The sequence below is a fragment of the Vibrio campbellii CAIM 519 = NBRC 15631 = ATCC 25920 genome, from assembly GCF_002163755.1.
Classification (GTDB): Bacteria; Pseudomonadota; Gammaproteobacteria; order Enterobacterales; family Vibrionaceae; genus Vibrio; species Vibrio campbellii.
Genome location: NZ_CP015864.1, coordinates 1,137,349 through 1,156,897 on the forward strand (window position 1 = coordinate 1,137,349; position 19,549 = coordinate 1,156,897).

The 19,549-nt window shown below is 45.3% G+C and carries 17 protein-coding genes; 11 read left to right on the top strand and 6 right to left on the bottom strand.

From position 1 onward, the window contains the following. Positions 1–2 precede the first annotated feature (2 nt). From A8140_RS21155 to A8140_RS21165, 3 genes are all read left to right on the top strand, one after another. The gene (locus A8140_RS21155) at positions 3–1,472 is read left to right on the top strand and encodes a hypothetical protein (protein ID WP_005535337.1); all 1,470 of its coding nucleotides are present in this window, start codon (positions 3–5) and stop codon (positions 1,470–1,472) included. A 169-nt stretch (positions 1,473–1,641) separates the two neighbouring features. Beyond that, the gene (locus tag A8140_RS21160) at positions 1,642–3,126 is read left to right on the top strand and encodes a hypothetical protein (protein WP_005535338.1); all 1,485 of its coding nucleotides are present in this window, start codon (positions 1,642–1,644) and stop codon (positions 3,124–3,126) included. After that, entirely contained in the window at positions 3,110–4,693 is a 1,584-nt protein-coding gene (locus tag A8140_RS21165) for a GGDEF domain-containing protein (protein ID WP_005535341.1), read from the top strand. Before A8140_RS21160 ends, A8140_RS21165 begins: the two co-directional genes overlap by 17 nt. A gap of 82 nt (positions 4,694–4,775) precedes the next feature. Here A8140_RS21165 and A8140_RS21170 read toward each other — a convergent pair whose 3' ends face one another. Further along, the gene (locus tag A8140_RS21170) at positions 4,776–5,666 is read right to left on the bottom strand and encodes a DMT family transporter (RefSeq protein WP_005535343.1); all 891 of its coding nucleotides are present in this window, start codon (positions 5,664–5,666) and stop codon (positions 4,776–4,778) included. Between the two features lie 146 nt (positions 5,667–5,812). On the opposite strand from A8140_RS21170, the gene A8140_RS21175 reads away from it, so the two are divergent. From A8140_RS21175 to A8140_RS21195, 5 genes are all read left to right on the top strand, one after another. Next, positions 5,813–6,199 (top strand): DUF3302 domain-containing protein, encoded by a 387-nt coding sequence (locus A8140_RS21175; RefSeq protein WP_005535345.1) that lies wholly within the window; start codon positions 5,813–5,815, stop codon positions 6,197–6,199. After that, entirely contained in the window at positions 6,199–7,329 is a 1,131-nt protein-coding gene (locus A8140_RS21180; RefSeq protein ID WP_005535346.1) for an HlyD family secretion protein, read from the top strand. Before A8140_RS21175 ends, A8140_RS21180 begins: the two co-directional genes overlap by 1 nt. Before the next feature lie 310 nt (positions 7,330–7,639). Continuing rightward, entirely contained in the window at positions 7,640–8,188 is a 549-nt protein-coding gene (locus tag A8140_RS21185; protein WP_005432209.1) for an ECF-type riboflavin transporter substrate-binding protein, read from the top strand. Between the two features lie 6 nt (positions 8,189–8,194). After that, positions 8,195–9,934: an ABC transporter ATP-binding protein gene (locus tag A8140_RS21190; RefSeq protein ID WP_005535348.1), complete on the top strand. Its 1,740-nt coding sequence runs from the start codon at positions 8,195–8,197 to the stop codon at positions 9,932–9,934. Positions 9,935–9,972: 38 nt separating this feature from the next. Then, entirely contained in the window at positions 9,973–10,812 is an 840-nt protein-coding gene (locus tag A8140_RS21195; protein WP_005535350.1) for an energy-coupling factor transporter transmembrane component T family protein, read from the top strand. 120 nt (positions 10,813–10,932) lie between these two features. On the opposite strand, the gene A8140_RS21200 is transcribed toward A8140_RS21195, so the two are convergent. Next, positions 10,933–12,114, bottom strand: coding sequence for an MFS transporter (locus A8140_RS21200; RefSeq protein WP_005535351.1), 1,182 nt, complete (start codon positions 12,112–12,114; stop codon positions 10,933–10,935). Between the two features lie 335 nt (positions 12,115–12,449). On the opposite strand from A8140_RS21200, the gene A8140_RS21210 reads away from it, so the two are divergent. Further along, entirely contained in the window at positions 12,450–13,196 is a 747-nt protein-coding gene (locus A8140_RS21210) for a metalloregulator ArsR/SmtB family transcription factor (RefSeq protein ID WP_033000562.1), read from the top strand. A gap of 418 nt (positions 13,197–13,614) precedes the next feature. Beyond that, positions 13,615–14,115, top strand: coding sequence for a GNAT family N-acetyltransferase (locus A8140_RS21215; protein ID WP_005535357.1), 501 nt, complete (start codon positions 13,615–13,617; stop codon positions 14,113–14,115). Between the two features lie 107 nt (positions 14,116–14,222). On the opposite strand, the gene A8140_RS21220 is transcribed toward A8140_RS21215, so the two are convergent. Both A8140_RS21220 and A8140_RS21225 read right to left on the bottom strand, forming a co-directional pair. Further along, positions 14,223–15,209, bottom strand: a complete 987-nt coding sequence (locus A8140_RS21220) for a phosphotransferase (RefSeq protein WP_038863519.1) — start codon at positions 15,207–15,209, stop codon at positions 14,223–14,225. After that, on the bottom strand, positions 15,209–15,484 hold the full coding sequence (locus A8140_RS21225; RefSeq protein ID WP_005537321.1) for a GNAT family N-acetyltransferase: 276 nt from the start codon (positions 15,482–15,484) through the stop codon (positions 15,209–15,211). Before A8140_RS21225 ends, A8140_RS21220 begins: the two co-directional genes overlap by 1 nt. Positions 15,485–15,628: 144 nt before the next feature. Here A8140_RS21225 and A8140_RS21230 point away from each other — a divergent pair, with 144 nt between their 5' ends. Then, on the top strand, positions 15,629–16,366 hold the full coding sequence (locus tag A8140_RS21230) for a flagellar brake protein (RefSeq protein WP_005537323.1): 738 nt from the start codon (positions 15,629–15,631) through the stop codon (positions 16,364–16,366). A gap of 111 nt (positions 16,367–16,477) precedes the next feature. Here the strand turns inward: A8140_RS21230 and A8140_RS21235 are convergent, their stop codons facing one another. Together A8140_RS21235 and A8140_RS21240 are read right to left on the bottom strand one after the other, a co-directional pair. After that, entirely contained in the window at positions 16,478–17,425 is a 948-nt protein-coding gene (locus A8140_RS21235; protein WP_038863521.1) for a porin, read from the bottom strand. A 415-nt stretch (positions 17,426–17,840) separates the two neighbouring features. Then, positions 17,841–19,469 carry a methyl-accepting chemotaxis protein gene (locus A8140_RS21240; protein WP_005529974.1) on the bottom strand — a complete coding sequence of 543 codons (1,629 nt, stop codon included), beginning with the start codon at positions 19,467–19,469 and terminating at the stop codon, positions 17,841–17,843. Between the last annotated feature and the right edge of the window lie 80 nt (positions 19,470–19,549).

The following is a 19,549-nucleotide window of genomic DNA, read 5'->3' on the forward strand; positions in this document are numbered from 1 at the left end:
TTGTGTCTAACGGCGAACTGCCAAGGGACGCAGATGGGTTACAACTCAACTTTTGTAAAACATTGGCGTGTGACAACTTTGGATTGAGTGATGCGAAGCGGTACGTTTTGCAGCATGCTAACCCTAAACGTCCGGCGATGGTATGCCGTGAATGTGGAGCTTTCCCCCCCTTACTTAATAACCGCGATGTAGTGAACGAACTTCATCGTCTGCGTCACGTTCATAGTGACGGGTTACCTGCTTGTCGTAATGATGATTGCGACAACTTCGGACTTTCTGTCCACACGCACAAACACCTCTATCACGCTTTCGGTTACAGTGGCGATCGCCAACGTTACCGCTGTAAAGTGTGTCAAAGTACCTTTGTCGATAAATGGTCTGGTGCCAACAAAAAGCTTCAATTCCAAGAGAATTTGATGGGCTTATTGTTTACTGGTTATTCCGTTCGAGAAATCTGCCGTAAACTCAGCATCAACCCAAAAACCTTTTACGACCATGTTGACCATATTGCTAGCCGTTGCCGCCGTAAATTGGCGACGATAGATGCTCGTTGGGTTAACCATGCAAAGCATTATGAACTGGCATCAAACTACGTCGCCCTGCAACCAAAAAGCAACAATGGCGTGTATTGGATTGCTTCGGGTGAAGCGCATTCAGGCTACATTCTGTGTCAGCATGTGAACTACTCTTCTGGTGATGAGCCAATCGCTGCTATGGATCACAACCCATACGATGAGGTGTCTCGTTTCGTTTCGCAAGAATACACTGCAGAAGCAAGCGAACCGCCACCAACGCCATCTAAGAAGCTACGTGAACGCATCGATCAGAAGTACCAAACTATCTTGGCCCGTTGCAACGTAGAAGACCCATTGGGGAACCTTTCTGTCTTCCACTACCCATCAAAAGGCGCATTGATTCGTCCGCCTTACACCTCTTATGCACACTACCTCCATGTGTTGGATATGTGTTGCCCTGAAAAGCGTGTTTCTATCTACATGCCTCAAGATCCCCTGCTCCGCTCTGCTGCGTTGAGCGTTTGTTTATCTCGCATTAAAGAGAAAAGCGTCGATCTGATGTATGTCGAAGAAGATGCGATTTGGGACATGAACGCGCCATTTGGCAAAGTGGATATTGCCTACATGAGTTGGTGGCGTGACCGCTGGGCGATCTCCAGCCAATACGAGTGCAACAAGGGTATCTGTTATTTAGCTGGCGACAGAAATGAGCCGGAATCGTGGTTCAATGTGGCCACAACTCGCCATATCCAATTCTATCAAAATCGTTTTCAACTGCTGTTTGAAAGCTTTATCAACGAGCCACGTCGCAAATTGCGTCCTGCAGGCATATTGCCTCTTTTAGATATATTCAGAGCTTGGCATAATTTGTGCTATCAGGATAAGCAAGGACTTACTGCTGCTCAAAGGCTCAAAGTCACCGACGCACCACTCACGATCAAACAATTGTTATCATGATTATTTAACAGTTTACTCATTTAGAAGTGGTAAATAAGCGCGGAGCGCGGTATACATTACGGAATCCGATACCTTATTGGTGTAACTGTTTTCTACACCGCAATGATATACGCATCTAACCACTTGTTTTTAGGTGTAAATTCCAGTTCGATAGTCATGGATGTGAACGTTGGATAAAAGCCAAATTCAGCTCGAAGCCGAGCTCAACGCCCTTGAAGGCCAGATAAAATCTGATCCTGAGCGAGCATTTCGAATCGCGGAGCAATGCCGTATTCGTTCAGAGCAAATTCTATTTGTAGATGGTGAGATTCGAGCGCTTATCGCGATGTCTAATGCTTGCTGGTGTAGCATGGATTATCGACATGGCTTAAAGCTGATCAAAGATGCTTACAACCTCCAAATTCAACTTGATACTGACGATCACCTTCCAAAGATCCTTCATTTATTTGCCCTGCAGTATTGGGGACAAGCCAAATATTACTCTGCACAACAATACTGGATTAATGCCCTAGAGCAATCGGCTTTGGTCGACGATATCGAGATCCAAATCGAAGCATTAATTGGCTTAGGCAATGTTTGGCGAATCACCAACGAACACAAGCTTGCCGCCTCTACGCATGAACTCGCAGTGAAAGTGGCAAACAATGTCCGTATTGCTTGGCTAGAAGGCAAAGCCCGAATCCTGCTCGCATGGAATTACTACTTGCTGAACAATTTCGTTGAGATGTTGAGTGTGCTTGATGGTGCAACAGAAGTACTCAGAGATCACGACGACAGCACTTGGCAAGCAGAGATCTGGGATTTCAAAGGCCTTGCTTTGCTAGGATTAGAGCGACTTGATGCGGCAGAAGAAGCCACACAAAAAGCTCACCAGCTTGCGATAGAGCAAGACCTGACGTGGATGAAAGCGCATTCCTTTATCAGCCGTGCAAGACTGGAATTGCTGCGTAAAAACACAGAGAGTGCAGCAAGGTTGCTGCAATTAGCCGAGCAATCAGCACTCGCGTTCGATAACGGCGAACTGCTCAGCCAAATTTGTTTCCAACAATCACGTGTAGCCGAAGAGCAAGGCGATTACGAGCTTGCTTTCCAAGCGTTCCAAAAATACCGTCGACACGCACTTAAGATGCTCAAAGAGCAAACTCATCGTGTCAGTATGGACAAAGCGCGAGGCTCTAAACGCCAACTCGAACAACGCGCGCGAAAACTCATTAACCGTATTCGTGCCCAACATGAATACGATCCAGAGAAACAATTCTCAAACGTGGTGTCAGAGACTTACTGGTGGGAGCAACTGGTTCTATTCAAGACCGAGCTAAAACACTCCAACCATGCTGTGATCATGATCCGTCACTCAGATCCGGCCTTCCTAGACATCTGTACTGAGTTGGTCCATTCGCTCACTACATCTAGCGATCTTATCTCTCGCTTAAGCAGTGACCGCTTAGCGATGTTGATTGCAGAAAAGGACCAAGCAGCCGAAGAACTCTACCGCACCGTTTGCGCTATGTTAGACATCTATCCATGGAAACGTCGTGGTTTAACGGGCCCTAAGCCAACACTTTATCTACAGGACATCCTAACCTTCCCGTTCACCTTAGAGCAATTGGAAGAGAGCCACATTGAGGTAATGAAGAATGGAACAACTGCTTAGTAAGGTGACTGATGCTGGCATGGATCCCTCTTCCGTTGCCGGTGAAGAAGCGCTAATCCTATGGGAACACATCCGTCTGCATATCGCCTCGACCAATCAAGAGGAGGCGCACTGCTACATCATCAGCGCGGAATATCGAAGTAAGATTAAACAGCTACAAGAGAGCATTGAAGAACTGCGTCATGCACTCGATTTACTTAAACTGCCAGAAGACGTTGAGGATATCCTCTCTGTCAAATCCAGCTTGAGTGACCGATTGGTAGAAAAAGGCGATTATAACTCTGCACTCACCGAGTACATTGCTTCCACCAACATTGCCGTCGAATACGGTTATATCGATGAGTATGTTCTGGCAATCATCGGCATCGGCAACCTTTGTGACGCGTATGGCGACCACAACCGCGCTCTTCGTTACTACCAAAAAATCGATGCGATTGACCATGCCATCGGCAGCCGTTCATTGAGATTACGCTATAAGCTGTACATGCTAGCTTGTTATATCAGTTTGCAACGTATAGGCGCGGCGACGGACCTCTTAAGCGAGTGCGAAGAGCTCAGTATCCTCGTCAGCGATAAAAATCTGACAGGACAAATTCACTTATACCGAGCTAAGTTGCTTCGACTGCAAAAAGAGTACAACAAAGCACTACTTGCTATCTCTCAGATTCAATACGCAACAGGCAAGCAACATACTGTTTGGCTCTCGACCATGGTAAAGATCGAGACGGCTTACTGTTTGAATGAAGTTGGTCATCAATCATTATCAAATCTATTGTTAGCTTCTACGGGGAAGCGTATCAATGAGCAAGCATCGCCTTTGATCGCGAATCGTTTTTATAACGCGATGAGCCAAGTGTGTGCTTCTCAAGGCTTGTTCAAAGAAGCGCTCAACTACGAGAGAAAAGCCTTCCGAGTCGAATCTGATTTAGTGAAACATATTCCGATCAGTGAACTTGGCCCAGCTCAGCTGCGTCGCCTGAGTCGATTTGAATTACAGCTCAAGTTGATCCTTTCAGAGATTGAGAACAAAGAGCTCAAAGAAACCACTAAACAACACAAAAACACCGTTGCTCAGCTTCAACAAGATGTCTTTACCGACCCGTTAACGTCACTCCACAACCGTCGTTGGCTAGAAGTGAAGCTGAAAGACTTGTTGCTGCACGATACGCCATTTGCCCTAATGGTGATCGACATTGACCACTTTAAATCCATCAATGATGAACTTAGCCACTTAGTGGGCGACAAAGCCATTGTGAACGTCTCCAAGGAGCTTTCTGGGTACTTCAAGTTCCGTGGTTCATCGTGTGTACGTTTCGGTGGCGAAGAGTTCTTGGTGATTCTAGAAAACACCGAGGTTGCCAAGGCAGAAATGCACGCCGAAAACTACCGCGAGCGCATTTACCAGTTTGGTTGGCATGAAATCTTAGGCGAGCGTGGCTTGACCGTCTCCATCGGCATTACCTTACATCGGGAGGGTGAGAATACTCAGCGCACCTTCTACCGTGCCGACAAAGCTCTATACCGCGCGAAAGCCAATGGTCGAAACCAAGTGTGTACTGAGCAATAAGCCAGATTTTCACTCTATAAAAAACGCCCCAGCTCAAACTGGGGCGTTTTTGTATATTGCTTCAACTAACTAAGAGAATGCTTTAAAGAAAGAACAGCGAAATGCCACCGAGCGCGACCAATGTTCCAATCACGCTCTTCGCTCCTACCTTTTCACCTTTCATAGCGTAAATCACCAAGATAAACAGCGGGCTAGTGGCGATTAAGGTTTGTGCTATCGCTGGATTGGCGTATTTCAAAGCGATTTGTTGTAGCCAAAGCGCGAGGAAAGTACCGACGAAAATCGCCAATAACAGCCATCCCATCGCCTTATTACCCATCTCTTGAATGTGCTGCTTGATGCCTTTAAAAGGTGCTGGCTCAACGACTTTAATCACCAAACAAACCGCAACCACACCAATGCTGAGTCTGATTAATGCCCCCAACAAAGGTGGAAGATCCCCTGCCACCAATGCATAGTGAGAAATCACCACACCCGTTGCTTGGCATACACTCGCCAACAGACCAAATCCGATACCACTCCAATTGGTTTCTTCACCAGTTGAAGAGGGCTGAAAGACAACAAAAGTGACTGCAACGGTCGTCACTACCACACCAAGCCAACTCTGTAGCGTCATCTCCGAGCCAAGAAACACCAACGCAAGCACGCCTGATAACGGTGGAGCAAGGGACTCCAACAATAACGTTTTATTTGGCCCGATACGTTTTAGCGCGGAAAAGTAAGCGCTATCACCAATGGCAATACCAATGACACCGGACACTGCTAATACAGCAAGGTGAATAGGTTCGATTTGGCTTGGCAGACCTTGGGGGAGAAAAGGAATCACGACCAACATCATCATCGAGGCGATCACCCCTTTAACAATGTTAAGTTGCATGGCAGAAAAACGATGGCTGAATTGACTGTATATCCAAGTCGCACATGCCCAAACAATTGCGGCGCTGATCGCGGCAATCTCACCAGAATATAGCACTGTTTACTCCTTCGTATTCCATGCCGTATCTCTCAATAACTGTGAATTGAGCTATAAATAACTTGATACACTTATTGTTTCATCAAATGCTTAAACAACTAATTTACGAATTATTTTCTATTTAGCAACAAGAACAGGGAAGTAAGATGTTTTTAGACTATTTTGCACTTGGGTTACTCATTTTCGTTGCTTTAGTTATCTTCTACGGAATCATCGTGATTCACGATATTCCTTATGAAATAGCAAAACAGCGTGAGCACCCTCACCAAGACGCAATACACTACGCAGGCTGGGTGAGCCTTTTCACACTTCATGCACTTTGGCCATTCCTATGGATCTGGGCAACGTTGTGGCGCAAAGAGCGAGGCTGGGGCTTCAAGCAACTCGAACAAGAAACACATGATATCCATCATCGCCTTGAAGAGCTAATTGATGAAGTCAATGAATTGAAAAAAGAAGTCTCTACGCTGAAAGGCGAAAAGGCAGCATCGAGCACTCCAGCACAAAAAGAACAAGGTAAGGAGGAACAATAATGGATTTACTACTGGTTCTGACTTACGCCGCGCTATGTATCGCGATTTTCAAAATCTTTAATATCCCACTGAACAAGTGGACAGTGCCAACAGCCTTACTCGGTGGTGTAGTGTTGGTCGGTACACTTATCTTATTAATGAACTACAACCACCCGTTTACTCAAATTGGTAACCAAGTGTTCTCAACCACCCCTGTTGTTTCAGGCGTTCGCGGTCGAGTCATTGAAGTTCCGGTTCAACCAAACCAACCGCTACAAAAAGGTGATGTACTTTTCCGTATCGATCCGATTCCATACCAAGCGGAAGTAGACAAGCTAAGAGCGAGAGTAAAAGAAGCAAGCCAGGGCGCACTTGGTCTTGAGTCTAGCGTTCAAGAAGCAGAAGCAGCGGTCATCAAAGCGCTTGCAGAACGTGATAAAGCGCAGCGCGAATTTGATCGGTACCAACGTGGCTTCGATCGTGGCGCTTTCACCGAGCAACAATTAGATACTCGTCGCCAAGCGTTCAAGGCCGCACAAGCAGCACTAGAAGTGGCGCAATCAAAGCAGAAACAAGCGCAAATCGCACTCGATTCTGAAGTCGGCGGAGAAAACACGCAAGTCGCCTCACTACTGGCCGAGTTAAGAAAAGCTGAGTTCAACTTAGAGCAAACCGTCGTAACCGCACCAACGGATGGCTATGTCACGCAATTGGCATTGCGTCCAGGTGTGATGGCTGTACCTTTGCCGCTCGCACCAGTAATGACCTTTGTCCATACCGAAGACAAGCTTTATACGGCAGCGTTTCGCCAGAACTCATTGCAACGGCTAGAGGCTGGGTTTGAAGCGGAGTTTATGTTCCGTGCATTACCAGGCAAGGTGTTTAAAGGTCAAGTGGTCGATGTGTTGCCAGCCATTGGTGAGAGCCAATTCCAAGCTCGAGGCTCACTGCTTGGAACAGAAGCTCTGCGCACCAGCGGTCGCGTTTTAGTGACATTAAAAATCACGGATGACTTAGAAGAGTATCATCTGCCGATGGGTACAGCGGTTGAAGTTGCCGTTTACTCCGATAGCTTTACCCACGTATCTATCATGCGCAAAGTCCTTATTCGTATGAAGAGCTGGCAAAACTACCTATACCTAGACCATTAATTCATAGGTGAAAAAACCATCACAAGGTGTAATCAGGGGCTGACAGTCAGCCCCTGTTTTCATTCTAGCCATCCAGACAGATAGCATTCCCACTTTTATCAATATTCTGTATAATGCGTGCCTTATTTTTGATGTTTGCTGAAAAACTAAGCCAGTCAATGAGGTGCGTGAATTCAGTCACACATTTCTTGAAGAAAAATAGAGCAAACAACAAGCAGCTTGGTTGTTTCCAAACTTTGTTACACAATCAGCGCTGCAAAACAAAGCAAGTGAACGTTCTTTAAAATCGACAATTGAACTGAGGTTATCTATGAATCTTTCTGCTAAAACCGTGGTGGTTATTGCAATCGGTGCTGCACTATACGGCATCGGCGGTTTGCCTATGTTTGGCATCCCTGTGTTTGCAAACACGACGCTGAAACCAGCAATGGCGGTATTGGCATTGTTCTCAGTATTATTCGGCCCTCTGGTAGGCTTCTTGGTTGGCTTTATCGGCCACTGGGTTACCGACCTATTTGCAGGCTGGGGCGTATGGCTCACTTGGGTACTTGGTTCAGGTATTGTTGGTTTAATTATCGGTCTTTTCCCTTCTCTGACTCGCAACCGTTTAGAGAAAGGTGACTTCAATATGAAAGACTTCGCGTTGTTCGTGGTGCTTGCGCTGTTGGGCAACGTATTCGGTTATGGCTGTTCAGCCTTCCTAGACACCATTTTGTACGCAGAACCGTTCACTAAGGTATTCACACAGTTGTCGATCATCGCGCTGGGTAACACTATTCTTATTGCTATTGTGGGCTTCTTCATTCTTAAGTCTGTCGCAAAACGTAACAAGCAAAGCCGCAACTTAACAGAGGCTTAATGTCGAATGACAATCGAATTTTCTAACTTCTCTTTTAGATATGAGTCGCTGGACAAACCGACGCTAAAAAATATCAATCTAAGGATAGAGAAAGGAGAGAAAATCGTCATTATCGGTCCAAGTGGTAGTGGTAAATCTACCCTTGGCCAATGTCTTAACGGACTGATCCCACACGCTATCAAAGGGGAAACTAGTGGCAAACTGACCATCAATGGTCAAGACACAGCCCCTTTTGACATGCACCAATTCACCGAACAAGTTGGTACCGTACTGCAAGATACGGACAGCCAATTTGTTGGGTTGAGCATTGGTGAAGACATCGCATTCGCGTTGGAAAACCAATTGATGTCTAACATCGACATGTACCCTTTGGTCAAAGCTACAGCCAAAATGGTCGACTTGGAACAGATGTTAGAGCGCTCCCCACATGATTTATCCGGTGGTCAAAAACAGCGCGTTTCTTTGGCAGGTATCTTAGTCGATGACGTTGACATCTTATTGTTCGACGAACCACTCGCTGCCCTTGATCCGAAGACGGGTAAGAAGACCATCGAGATTATCGATGAGCTGCACCGTGAAACGGGTAAAACCATCATTATTATCGAGCACCGTCTTGAGGATGTTCTGCACCGCTCTGTTGACCGCATCATTCTAATGGAAAGCGGTGAAATCATCGCAGATACCACACCGGATGAGATATTGGCATCCCCTCTTCTCGAGGAATACGGTATTCGTGAGCCACTTTACCTTTCCGCGTTGAAAGAAGCAGGCTGCGCGATTGAAGGCGATGCAAAACCATCAAGCTTAAACACATTGCCATTGGCGCAATACCAAACCGCCGTCAGCACATGGTTTGAAGCCTCAAAAGCGACCAACGTTGAAAAGCAAGCCGAGACTCTTTTGGCTGTTCGTAACCTTACCTATTCCTACGATGGTGAGAAAAACGCGCTTGAAGACGTTAACTTCGATGTAAAACGCGGCGAGTTCGTTTCGGTTTTGGGTAAAAACGGTTCCGGCAAATCCACCATCACTAAGCTTGTGATGGGCGTGATTGAACCAGACCAAGGTTCGATGATCTTGAACGGCCAAGACTTAAACGAGCTAACCATTTTCGAGCGCAGCCAAAAGGTTGGCGTGGTAATGCAAAACCCAAATCATATGATTTCGCATCACATGATTTTCGACGAAGTGGCTTTCGGCCTGCGTAACCGTGGTGTTGAAGAGAAACAAGTCGAAGCGAAGGTATTGGAAGTCCTCGAGCTCTGTGGTTTGAGCAAGTACCGCCATTGGCCAATTGAGGCCTTAAGCTACGGTCAGAAGAAGCGTGTGACGATTGCATCGATTCTTGCCCTAGAGCCTGAGCTTTTGATTCTGGACGAGCCTACTGCCGGTCAAGATTACCGTAACTACACATCGATGCTGAGCTTTATTGAGAAGCTTAATCGTGAACTTGGCATCACGGTGATGATCATCTCTCATGACATGCACTTGGTTTTGGAATACACCACTCGTTCCATCGTGATTGCCGACAGTAAGTTGATTGCCGACGCACCAATGACCGAAGTGTTTAGTTCCCCAGCACTGTTAGACCAAGCGAACTTGGCGACAACTAGCTTGTATGAACTGGCGACTGAGTTAGGCATTGAGAACACGAACGACTTTATGCAGCACTTTATTGACGTTGAAAAAGCACGTCGAGAGCGTGAAAACAAAGCCGATTTACAAACTTCAGAAGCTCAAGATTAACAAAATAATGATGCTAAAAACATTAAGAAAGTAGTGGCATGAAAGACAACAAGATGAAGTTTGGTATCAACTACATCGATACCCAATCGCCACTGCACAAACTCAATGGCATCACCAAGTTTTTGATGTTCATTGCATGGGTAACGGTGGTACTTACGACCTTTGATTTGCGCATCATTGCTCTACTGATCGTTGTAGGTCTTGGTTTGTTAAAAATGACCAAGGTACCTTTCCATGTGTACAAGCCTTTACTGATCGGTACAGGCAGCGTTTTGTTGATTAATGCTCTGTTTATGTTCGCATTAGCACCGCAACAAGGCGGTGAATACATGGGTTCAACAACAGTATTGTTGTCGTTACCGGGTAATTACTCACTCACCCAAGAGACCTTGTTCTATCTGGTCACCGTGACATTGAAATACTTCAGTATGTTCCCAATTGCCTTGGTTTTTGTGTTTACTACGCACCCTACTGAGTTTGCAGCAAGTTTGAACCGCATGGGTGTTCCTTACAAAATCGCCTATGCAGTAAGTTTGACCTTGCGTTACTTGCCAGAAGTGAAGAAAGACTTCGTCAACATCATGCATGCTCAACAAGCTCGCGGTGTTGAACTGAGTAAGAAAGCGCCGTTGTTTACCCGTATGAAGAACGTTTCTAAGATCTTAGGCCCTTTGATTTTCTCTAGCCTAGATCGCGCTGACCAAATCTCTAACGCGATGACATTGCGTGGTTTTGGCCGTCATTCTTCTCGTACTTGGTACAGCCTAAAGCCGCTGACCAAAGCCGATATGGTGTGTATGGCAGGCATCGTCGTGATTGTTGCCGCAGCGATTAGCAAACGCGTTATAGACACTCAGCTGTTTTGGTATCCGTTCTAAGCGAACCAGTCTTACAACAAACCAGTCTCACGTTGAAAACCGAATATAAAAATGGGATGCCTCTGCATCCCATTTTTATAGCCAACTTTCGCGCTAAGCTATTGATTAGTAAGTACTAACTTAGTTCCATCTCAACACACGAGTCTCATTTCCCTCTTCCGGCTTGGCAGGAATGTTCAAAGAAAGCAGCAAGCTCACTGCGGCCATAGCGGCACCAATGTAAAACACGCTTGAAGGCGAAACCAGCCAAATCACACCAAAGGTTACTGGAATCACGACAGCCGCAATGTGGTTGATGGTAAACGCCACACCCGCCGTTGATGCCATGTCTGCCGGATCGGCTATCTTCTGGAAGTAGGTTTTGATTGCAAGTGCCAAAGCGAAGAACAGATGATCGACCACGTACAGTGCTGCCGCCCACTCCGCGGTTTGTACTAAACCGTAACCGACGAAGACAAAAATCAGTCCCACATATTCAAACATCAAGGCTTTGCGCTCACCTACGACACCGATGAAACGTCCAATACGCTTAGCGAAAATAAAGTTAAACAAGTAGTTGATTAAGAAGAGAAGCGTAATGTCTGCAGCCGAATAGCCAAACTTCTCAACCATCAAGAACCCAGCAAAAACCGTAAAGATTTGACGTCGTGCACCGCTCATAAAGGTCAACGCGTAGTAAAGCCAGTAACGCTTACGCAGAACAAGCTTCTTATTTTGTGGTACTTCCGTTTTGAATTCTGGGAAGGCAAACGCCATGATCATAATCAACACAAAACCAATACCACCAGCCAATAAGTAGACGGTTTTGAATTCCAGTTTCAACTCCTCCAACAGCACCCAAATTGCACCGTATGTGAACAGTGAGGCTAAGGCTCCAACCGAAATGAACTTACCCAGCATTTCCGGCGCTTCTTCCTTAGAAAGCCATTGCAAGGACAAAGATTGCTTCAGTGTTTCGAAATAATGGAAGCCAGTCGACATCAACAAGGTGGTAAAAAGAAGTCCAAACAAAGATGGGAAGTAACCTGTGATTGCCGTGCCGAGTGTCAGCATAGCGAGCGAGACCAACATAAAACGTTGCTCACGGATAAACAGCAAAACAAACACAACAGTGAAAGCAAGAAAACCGGGAATCTCACGCACACTTTGCAGTAAACCGATATCGGCTCCATCAAAGTTGGCTTTTTCGATAACGAAGTTGTTCAGTAGCGCCATCCAAGTGGAGAAGGCAATAGGAACAATAATGGAAATCAGCAGAAGAAAGTTTTGTGGCGTTCTCCAGCTTTTCTGTGGCGTATTCATGATGAGTCCTTAGGATATGAAGCCGCCATCATACCGCCAAATGTAACAAATTCGCAATATCATTATAATTTAACCCTTTTTAGTACTTTCTTTTAATTTCATCAGGTTAGGTGAAAAAATGGCACAGAAAAAATTCGCTACCGTCCATTTTATTTGATGATAATTAAAACAATTTTTACAAGTTGAAAATTATGACCGCATTCCTTCGTATGAATAGTAGCCTGACCGCTCATAGACCAAGGAAAGATACGTGCTTCTTGTTCAACTCTCAGAAGGTTATACTGTTGCGTATCAATGGTCATTTTGACGCAAGCCTCTGAAATCCATAGTTTGATATGATGAAAAAACAAGTCCTGTTTCTTTGCACCGGTAACTCCGCTCGCTCACAACTTGCCGAAGCGATCTTCAACCATATGGCAGGTGAAATTTTCCATGCCGAAAGCGCAGGAGTCCACCCAAGTGACGTCGACACAAGAGTGTTTGATGTATTGAAAGCGCATCAAATAAGTCATGAAGGACTTCGTTCGAAAGACTACGCAGAAGTGGGAAAGAATCACTATGACTTCGTCATTACATTGTGTGATAACGCCAAAGATGAATGCGTGATCTTCGACCAAGACATCGACCAATTACATTGGAACCTCGTCGACCCAAAACCGCTTGAAGGTGTCGAACCTTTCCACAATACGGCAAAAGAATTGATTGAGAGAATCAGTCTATTTCTACTCCTCAACAGTGAAGAAAACCGCACACAAGTGGATCCGAGCAATTTCTTTAAGCTGATGAGCGATCCGCTGCGACTCAAGATATTGATGCTGTTAGAAGATGAACAAGATCTAACCGTAACCGATTTGAAAAACGCTTTGAATGAAAGCCAGCCAAAAGTCTCTCGCCACCTAGCTTTACTAAGAGACACGACATTCTTGAAAGATACCCGACATGGTCTTTGGATTCATTATCGCTTATCCCCATCTTTGCCTATGTGGATTAAACATTTACTCCAAACCGTTCGCATTGGGAATCCAGGCATAATCAACGCAGAGAAGTCACGTTTAAAAGCCACGCAAAACAACGAGCAATAGTCGCTTAGCTCTCTTTTATTTACCTCTCACCCCCTCGAGGCACTGCATAAAATTTTTATTGGAAGCAGTGTCTCCTTGTCATGATCTCGTCAATTCTATGGTTTGGAATTAACCCAGCAAAACAAAAAGCAACTAATTACATATGGCAGCTTAAAACTCTGATAAAAAGGGTTTATTTTGAACAATACAACTTCACCATTATTCTCCATAAAGGTGAATTTCTTTAGCACAAAAATTCAACAAAAGATCACTCTCATTGATATTTCCAATGATAATTCACTATAAAAAGTGAAAGTTAGAGATTCGTAACATACTAATTTAAAAGCCATTTGAAGCGTAAAGATAAAAAAAGACTATTCAAAGCAACTTTCTCTCGTTAAATTGAATTTAATTCCAAATAACTACAAAGGAGAGAAGCATGGAAATTATCGTTCGTCCAACCACTGTTGAAGACGCTGCTGCGCTAGTCGAAATTTATTCGCAACCAAAAGCACAACGTGAAACCCTGCAACTCCCGAAGCCATCCGTCACCATGTGGGTCGACCGGTTATCCAACATGCCAACTGGTGTGTATAGCTATGTCGCAGAAATCGATGGCAAGGTGGTAGGAAACATTGGCTTCCATCACTCACAACGTCCAAGAACTTCGCACACCGCATCATTTGGTATTGGTGTTCATGATAAGTACCACGGTTTAGGGGTTGGCAGTGCGCTGATAAGCACAGTGACGGAACTAGCAGATAACTGGCTGAATGTAAGACGCATCCAAATTGAAGTGAATACTGATAACGAAGCGGCGATTGGTTTATACAAAAAACACGGTTTTGAGATCGAAGGTGAGTTAGTTGATGCCTCTTTCCGAGACGGAGAGTTTATCAATACCTACAGCCTAGCTCGCATTCGAAAACCGAAAAACTAAACCCACACCAAACAAAAAACCTCCCACGATTCCTTACAGAAACATCATGGGAGGTTTTCTTTTCTACTTATATCCTAAGAATCAAATTAATAACGATGTCTTACGTCTTAGCTATAAAGTGAATCTAAGTAATCCAGTGCTCGTAGAGTTAACGCTTCCGTATATGGGTTAATCTTCCAGTGTTCTGGGCTCCACCCTTTCACAAAGCGCTGAAAATCTGCCCAGGCAACTGCAAACAATGGCCGCCATTCTTGCTCAACCACAGAAGCGTCAAGTTCAGGTTGATAGTGTTTAAGTGCCTTAGCTAACGCATTGAAGTAGGTGTCCAGTACCCAAGCTTCCATCTCAGCACACTGGCTAGGTCCAACAGCGCTGCTCATAAACAGTGCCACGTCTTTCATCGCACAACCATGTCCCACATATTGGAAATCTACTGCCGCAGCGGCTGAGCCTTCATCGTCAAAGCAAAAATTGGCCAGTTTAGCGTCCCCATGAACCAAAGTTTGAAAACGCGCCTGACGCAAAGTGCGATCAATCAACTCAGCATTCTTCTTGAGCCTATCATCCTTCAGTACCGATAGTTCATCAGGCCTTGTAGCCAAATGCCAATAGGTGCCTGTTTGCCATAAGGTTTCATCACACACGCCAAGGTAGCGGGCATGAAAGTTTGCCAACCAAGTCAAGCTGGCTTTTAAGTGCCCTTCACTCGCGTTTTTAATCACGTTTGGATAACCAGCCTGAGCGAGATCTTCCATGACAATTAGCCATTCATTTTCATTCTGAAAACACTTTAATCTTTTAGGGATTCGACAGTGTTCATCAACCCGTTGACTAAAGTACTGATACCAAATCACTTCCACTTGGTAAGAATGCAGCTTACGTTGGTGCGAGCGATCGGTATTCCAGCCTCGAGGGTGTTCGGAGGGCTTAGGAAGTTGAACGTGTTTAACGATGATAGAGTGAGATGGGAAAGTCAGCCGAACGAGTTCACCATAACCACCCCATAGCGATTGAATGACATCAATACGTTCAAGCGAACCAAGTTCGAGTTCATCACCGATGCTTTGATATAGTGGGTTAATCATTGGCTCCATTATGCGAGTAAATGTGCCCATTCTGGGTGTCTTGCTATGTATTTAACCACGTAAGGACAAACAGGTACAACGCGATAATCTTGTGCCTCTATTTCTGGCAAGACGGCCTCCATCATCACTTTGCCGTAACCTTTACCCCGTAACTCTTCAGGAATCAAAGTCGACGTGATATGCATCGCCTGCCCATCCAGCTTATAAACCACCCTCGCTTTGTGGTTACTCTCTAAATCGACCCAAAAAGTTTGGTTTATTGTGTCTTGTGTCACTTTCTGCATTATCGGCTCCCCACTTTTCCCTTTCACTTTATTGAAACCATCTATACGACTGCCTAGAATGATACCCACGAATCACTAGTCACTTCGTACTAATATAGCGCGTAACACCTTCTCACATCAGGCACGACAATAATAATGAGAAATATGATCGCAAGCGCCGGAGATAAAAGAACATCTCCACAAAGCAGAAACACTCCAGAACGTCAGGCAAGTACACTCAACAGCACCGATGCTATGGCAATGGTAGAACACGGCAGTGAAGTGACTCTCAACGTCACTACGCCCGTTGGTACCAAGTTCATCACCACCAGTACATTTATGGGCTGTCATTCTAACAATACCGCGTTGATTGAAATCCCAAATATCTCCGATGAGGATTTGAAGTTCTACTTTCAAGAAGGCTTTTGGATCAACGTAAAAGCTTACTCCCATCGTGGCGAAGGTGCCGTCATTCCTTTCCGAGCACAGCTCAAACACCGTTTAGGCGACCCCTACCCACTATTGGTACTAAACCTTCCTAATACCATGCAGGTATATCAGCTGAGAAAAGAAGTGCGATACGAAGTGAATCTGCGCTCTCGCCTTCAGTTTGAACAATACCGAGCAGAGTGTGAGATACGTGATCTCTCTAAAAGCGGTTGTCGATTCGTGACGTCACCGATGAGCAGAACATTGCAAGTTGGCGATCTGGTGACGCTCGACATTACCATGCCAGGTAATGGTCGTATGCTTGCGCCATTGAAGGGGAGAATTTGTAACTTGCAGAAATCGGTTCACTACGCCCGTTACGGCGTTGAGTTTGATGATTTCGGCAAAGCCAACGCTAAGAACCTGTTAAGCCACCTCAAATTCGATGGTACCAAGCTAAAGCTGAGAGGCTAACGCAACGCTACTTTTCTGCATTTTACCGATATAACGGAAAAACCCCTTACCATCTGGCAAGGGGTTTTAAATGACTAAGAATAAGGCAGTATATTTTCAGTCATTATCGACTTAGAAGTCGTAACGTAGACCTAGTGCTAGTTCGTCTTCCTCGTTAGAGCCTTCGTTATCCATTAGATCGAAGTTGTATGACGCGTAGCCACGGAAGTTAGGCTTGAAGTAGTAAGTTACGTCAACCGCTAGGTTTTCTACAGTTTCTTCGCTCTCTACTTCACCCTTGTTGTAAGTAGAAGTGAACACTGTTTGGCCCATTGTGTATGCAGCTGCTAGTTCGTAGCCTTTGTAATCAACAGAATCATAATCAATATCTGTGTAGTTACCAGCAACGTAGAAGTTACCTACAGTGTAAGATGCCGCTAGCATGTATTGATCATCTTTATCTTGGCTAGCGAAGCCAGCACCTAGCTCAAAGCCAGTGTCAGCGAATGCGTAAATACCAGATAGAGAGAAGCCGTCTTGCTCGTTGTCATCAAAGCCGTTTGCATCTGTTGTGCGATCAGCAAAACGGTAGCTTGCGCGTACTGCTAGTTGATCGAACTGACCAGAGTAAGCAACCATATTGTCTGTACGGTCAGCTACCGCTAGTTTATCAGCCGCAGTGTTGCCGTGGTAAGCCATGATATCAGTGAAGTCAGTGATAACACCTAGTGCACCGTCGTTTTTACCGTAAGTGATTTCACCGTACTTGCCACCAAGACCTGCGTAAGCGTAACGAGTTTCAAGATCGCTGTTACCGTCTACACCGCCGTTTTCGAATGTTTCAAACTCACCTTCCCAGAAACCAACACCGTATAGGCTATCGCTAATTTCCTGTTTGCCTAGGAAGTTAAGACGGATGCGAGAACGGTCTTCTGCTTTGCCATCCATCATAGATAGACGAGCTTCAGCGCGGCCGCCCATTTCTAGTGAAGTGCCATCTTGGTTGTACAGTTCTGAAGCGACAACTTGAGATCCAGATGCTAACAGTGCCACTGCTACAGCTAAAGTTTTCAATTTCATTTATAGTTTTCCATATCTTTGTTTTGTCATTATTTTCTCACCAGAAAACAGGACTTTTCTGTACCGAAGAGAAAACGGGCGGCATATTAGCAGCTGCGCTTTTTAGCGCAACAAGTTGAATACACAGCCTAAATTGAACAAAACACCATTGGTGGTGACGATATGAATATGTCAAAACCATCAAGTTGTCGGATAGTTGGGAAAATGTGTGCGCGTCAAAAAAAATTTGACGCTAGAAAGTCTGGTTTAACATTTATAAATGTGACTTGAGTCACGAATTATTTTTGGTAACTGACTGTTTTAATTACTGTTAACTGAGTAATTACTTCACTTTCATAAAAAATCCCCAAGCCGAGGCTTAGGGATTCTAATGATATTTAGTCAGTTTGTATCGATTAAGATTTCTACTTAATGCTTATAGCTTGAAGAAGCTCAACTGTTCTTTTTGTTTCTCTGCAAGGTGAGAAAGCTCAGTACTTGCACTCGCACTTTGGCTAATGCCCGCTACGTTTTGATTCACAAGCTCAGACATGTTGACGACATTACGGTTGATGTCTTGTGTTACTTGAGACTGTTCTTCCGCCGCAGTCGCCACTTGCGTGTTCGAGTCGTTGATATTCACTACCGACTCTGTAATGCCGATCAGTGCGTCGTTCGCTTGTTGAGTCAGCTCGTTGTTGCGGTTAAGCATCTCTAGGCTCACCTGCATGCTGTCGTTGGCTAGACCAGACTGCGCTTGAAGCTCTTCAATGATAGATGAGATTTCTTGCGTAGAATCTTGTGTACGAGCAGCCAGCATACGAACTTCATCAGCTACCACGGCAAAACCACGGCCAGATTCACCAGCACGCGCGGCTTCAATCGCGGCATTTAGGGCTAGAAGGTTCGTTTGCTCAGATACGCCACGAATCACTTCGATAACGTCGTTGATTTGAACGGATTGCTCTTTTAGACGCAGAACCACTTGCGCAGCATCGTTCAGTGCTTGAGACATTTGCTCGCTTGCTTGTGCACTCTCTTGGAAGATCGCTAGACCAGATTGCGCTAGGCCGTCAGCTTCACGTGCTGTTGCATCTGCTGATGTCGCGTTGTCACTTACGTTGTTAGCCGTGCTCGCTAGCTCATTGACTGCCGACGCAACTTGCTCGATTTCCGCTAGCTCTTGCTGAGCATTTGCTTCTGCTTGCGTCATTACTGCTGCAAGCTCAGTTGAAGCAGAAGCCACTTCTTCACTGATGCGCATCAATTGATCAACCGTATCGTGAAGCTGTTTCGCTGTTTGGTTTACGTCTTTGCTTAGCTGAGAAATTTCGTTGTCGCCATCAATGTCTGCACGTACCGACAGGTCACCACCTGCTAGCTTACGTATCACTTCTTGCAGTTTTCGGATTGGCGTTACGATCATGCCAGATAGGAACCAAGCGCCTAGTAAAGAGAATGCAAATACCGCAATAACTGACATCATGGCATTGTTTTGTACGCGAGTATGCTGGCGTGCGCTCTCTGCAGTTGCTTCCGTTGCAATCTCATTCACACGCTGTGATAGTGCGTTGATGGTTGCAACCATTTCGTTGCCCGCACGGCGGTAACCTGAGATGAAGTTTGTGTATTCGTTATCCGACACTAAACCACGGTCATGGCGGTTAAAGAATTCAACAGCACGAGTAGAGTAGTCAATGTAAGCATCGATACTTTGACGAACCTTCCCCGCGTCTTTGCTGAACGTGCCGCGTGCATCGATAAGATCAAGGTCTGTATCAATGGCTTTTGCACCCGCTTTTAGGTCAGCAAGGAACGCATCACGACGAGCAGCATCGTAGATCGCGTAAACCGCGCTTATGCGTAATGGGTAAACTTGATCATCAATTTGAGCAAGCGTGTCTTTGTAAAACACGAGAGAATGGGAGTTAGAAGCAACCAATTCTTGCTCTGCTTCTAGGTTGTTTTGAGTGATCCACAATGTAATAAACAGAGTGATCGCGGTGAATAGAACTGGAACCAAAACTTGCGTTCGTACCGACAAGTTTTTCAGTGATAACTGCATGAGTAACCTCAGGTATTTGAGTGTTGGCTTCCTTGCGATGGGATTATTCCCAGACGAATAGACAAGGAGGCAAATACTAG

Coding starts and splice junctions, on each gene's coding strand:
- A8140_RS21165 (WP_005535341.1), top strand. CDS start 3,110: ATGGAACAACTGCTTAGTAAGGTGACTGATGCTGGCATGGATCCCTCT.
- A8140_RS21175 (WP_005535345.1), top strand. CDS start 5,813: ATGTTTTTAGACTATTTTGCACTTGGGTTACTCATTTTCGTTGCTTTA.
- A8140_RS21180 (WP_005535346.1), top strand. CDS start 6,199: ATGGATTTACTACTGGTTCTGACTTACGCCGCGCTATGTATCGCGATT.
- A8140_RS21185 (WP_005432209.1), top strand. CDS start 7,640: ATGAATCTTTCTGCTAAAACCGTGGTGGTTATTGCAATCGGTGCTGCA.
- A8140_RS21190 (WP_005535348.1), top strand. CDS start 8,195: ATGACAATCGAATTTTCTAACTTCTCTTTTAGATATGAGTCGCTGGAC.
- A8140_RS21195 (WP_005535350.1), top strand. CDS start 9,973: ATGAAAGACAACAAGATGAAGTTTGGTATCAACTACATCGATACCCAA.
- A8140_RS21200 (WP_005535351.1), bottom strand. CDS start 12,114: ATGAATACGCCACAGAAAAGCTGGAGAACGCCACAAAACTTTCTTCTG.
- A8140_RS21210 (WP_033000562.1), top strand. CDS start 12,450: ATGATGAAAAAACAAGTCCTGTTTCTTTGCACCGGTAACTCCGCTCGC.
- A8140_RS21215 (WP_005535357.1), top strand. CDS start 13,615: ATGGAAATTATCGTTCGTCCAACCACTGTTGAAGACGCTGCTGCGCTA.
- A8140_RS21220 (WP_038863519.1), bottom strand. CDS start 15,209: ATGGAGCCAATGATTAACCCACTATATCAAAGCATCGGTGATGAACTC.
- A8140_RS21225 (WP_005537321.1), bottom strand. CDS start 15,484: ATGCAGAAAGTGACACAAGACACAATAAACCAAACTTTTTGGGTCGAT.
- A8140_RS21230 (WP_005537323.1), top strand. CDS start 15,629: ATGATCGCAAGCGCCGGAGATAAAAGAACATCTCCACAAAGCAGAAAC.
- A8140_RS21235 (WP_038863521.1), bottom strand. CDS start 17,425: ATGAAATTGAAAACTTTAGCTGTAGCAGTGGCACTGTTAGCATCTGGA.
- A8140_RS21240 (WP_005529974.1), bottom strand. CDS start 19,469: ATGCAGTTATCACTGAAAAACTTGTCGGTACGAACGCAAGTTTTGGTT.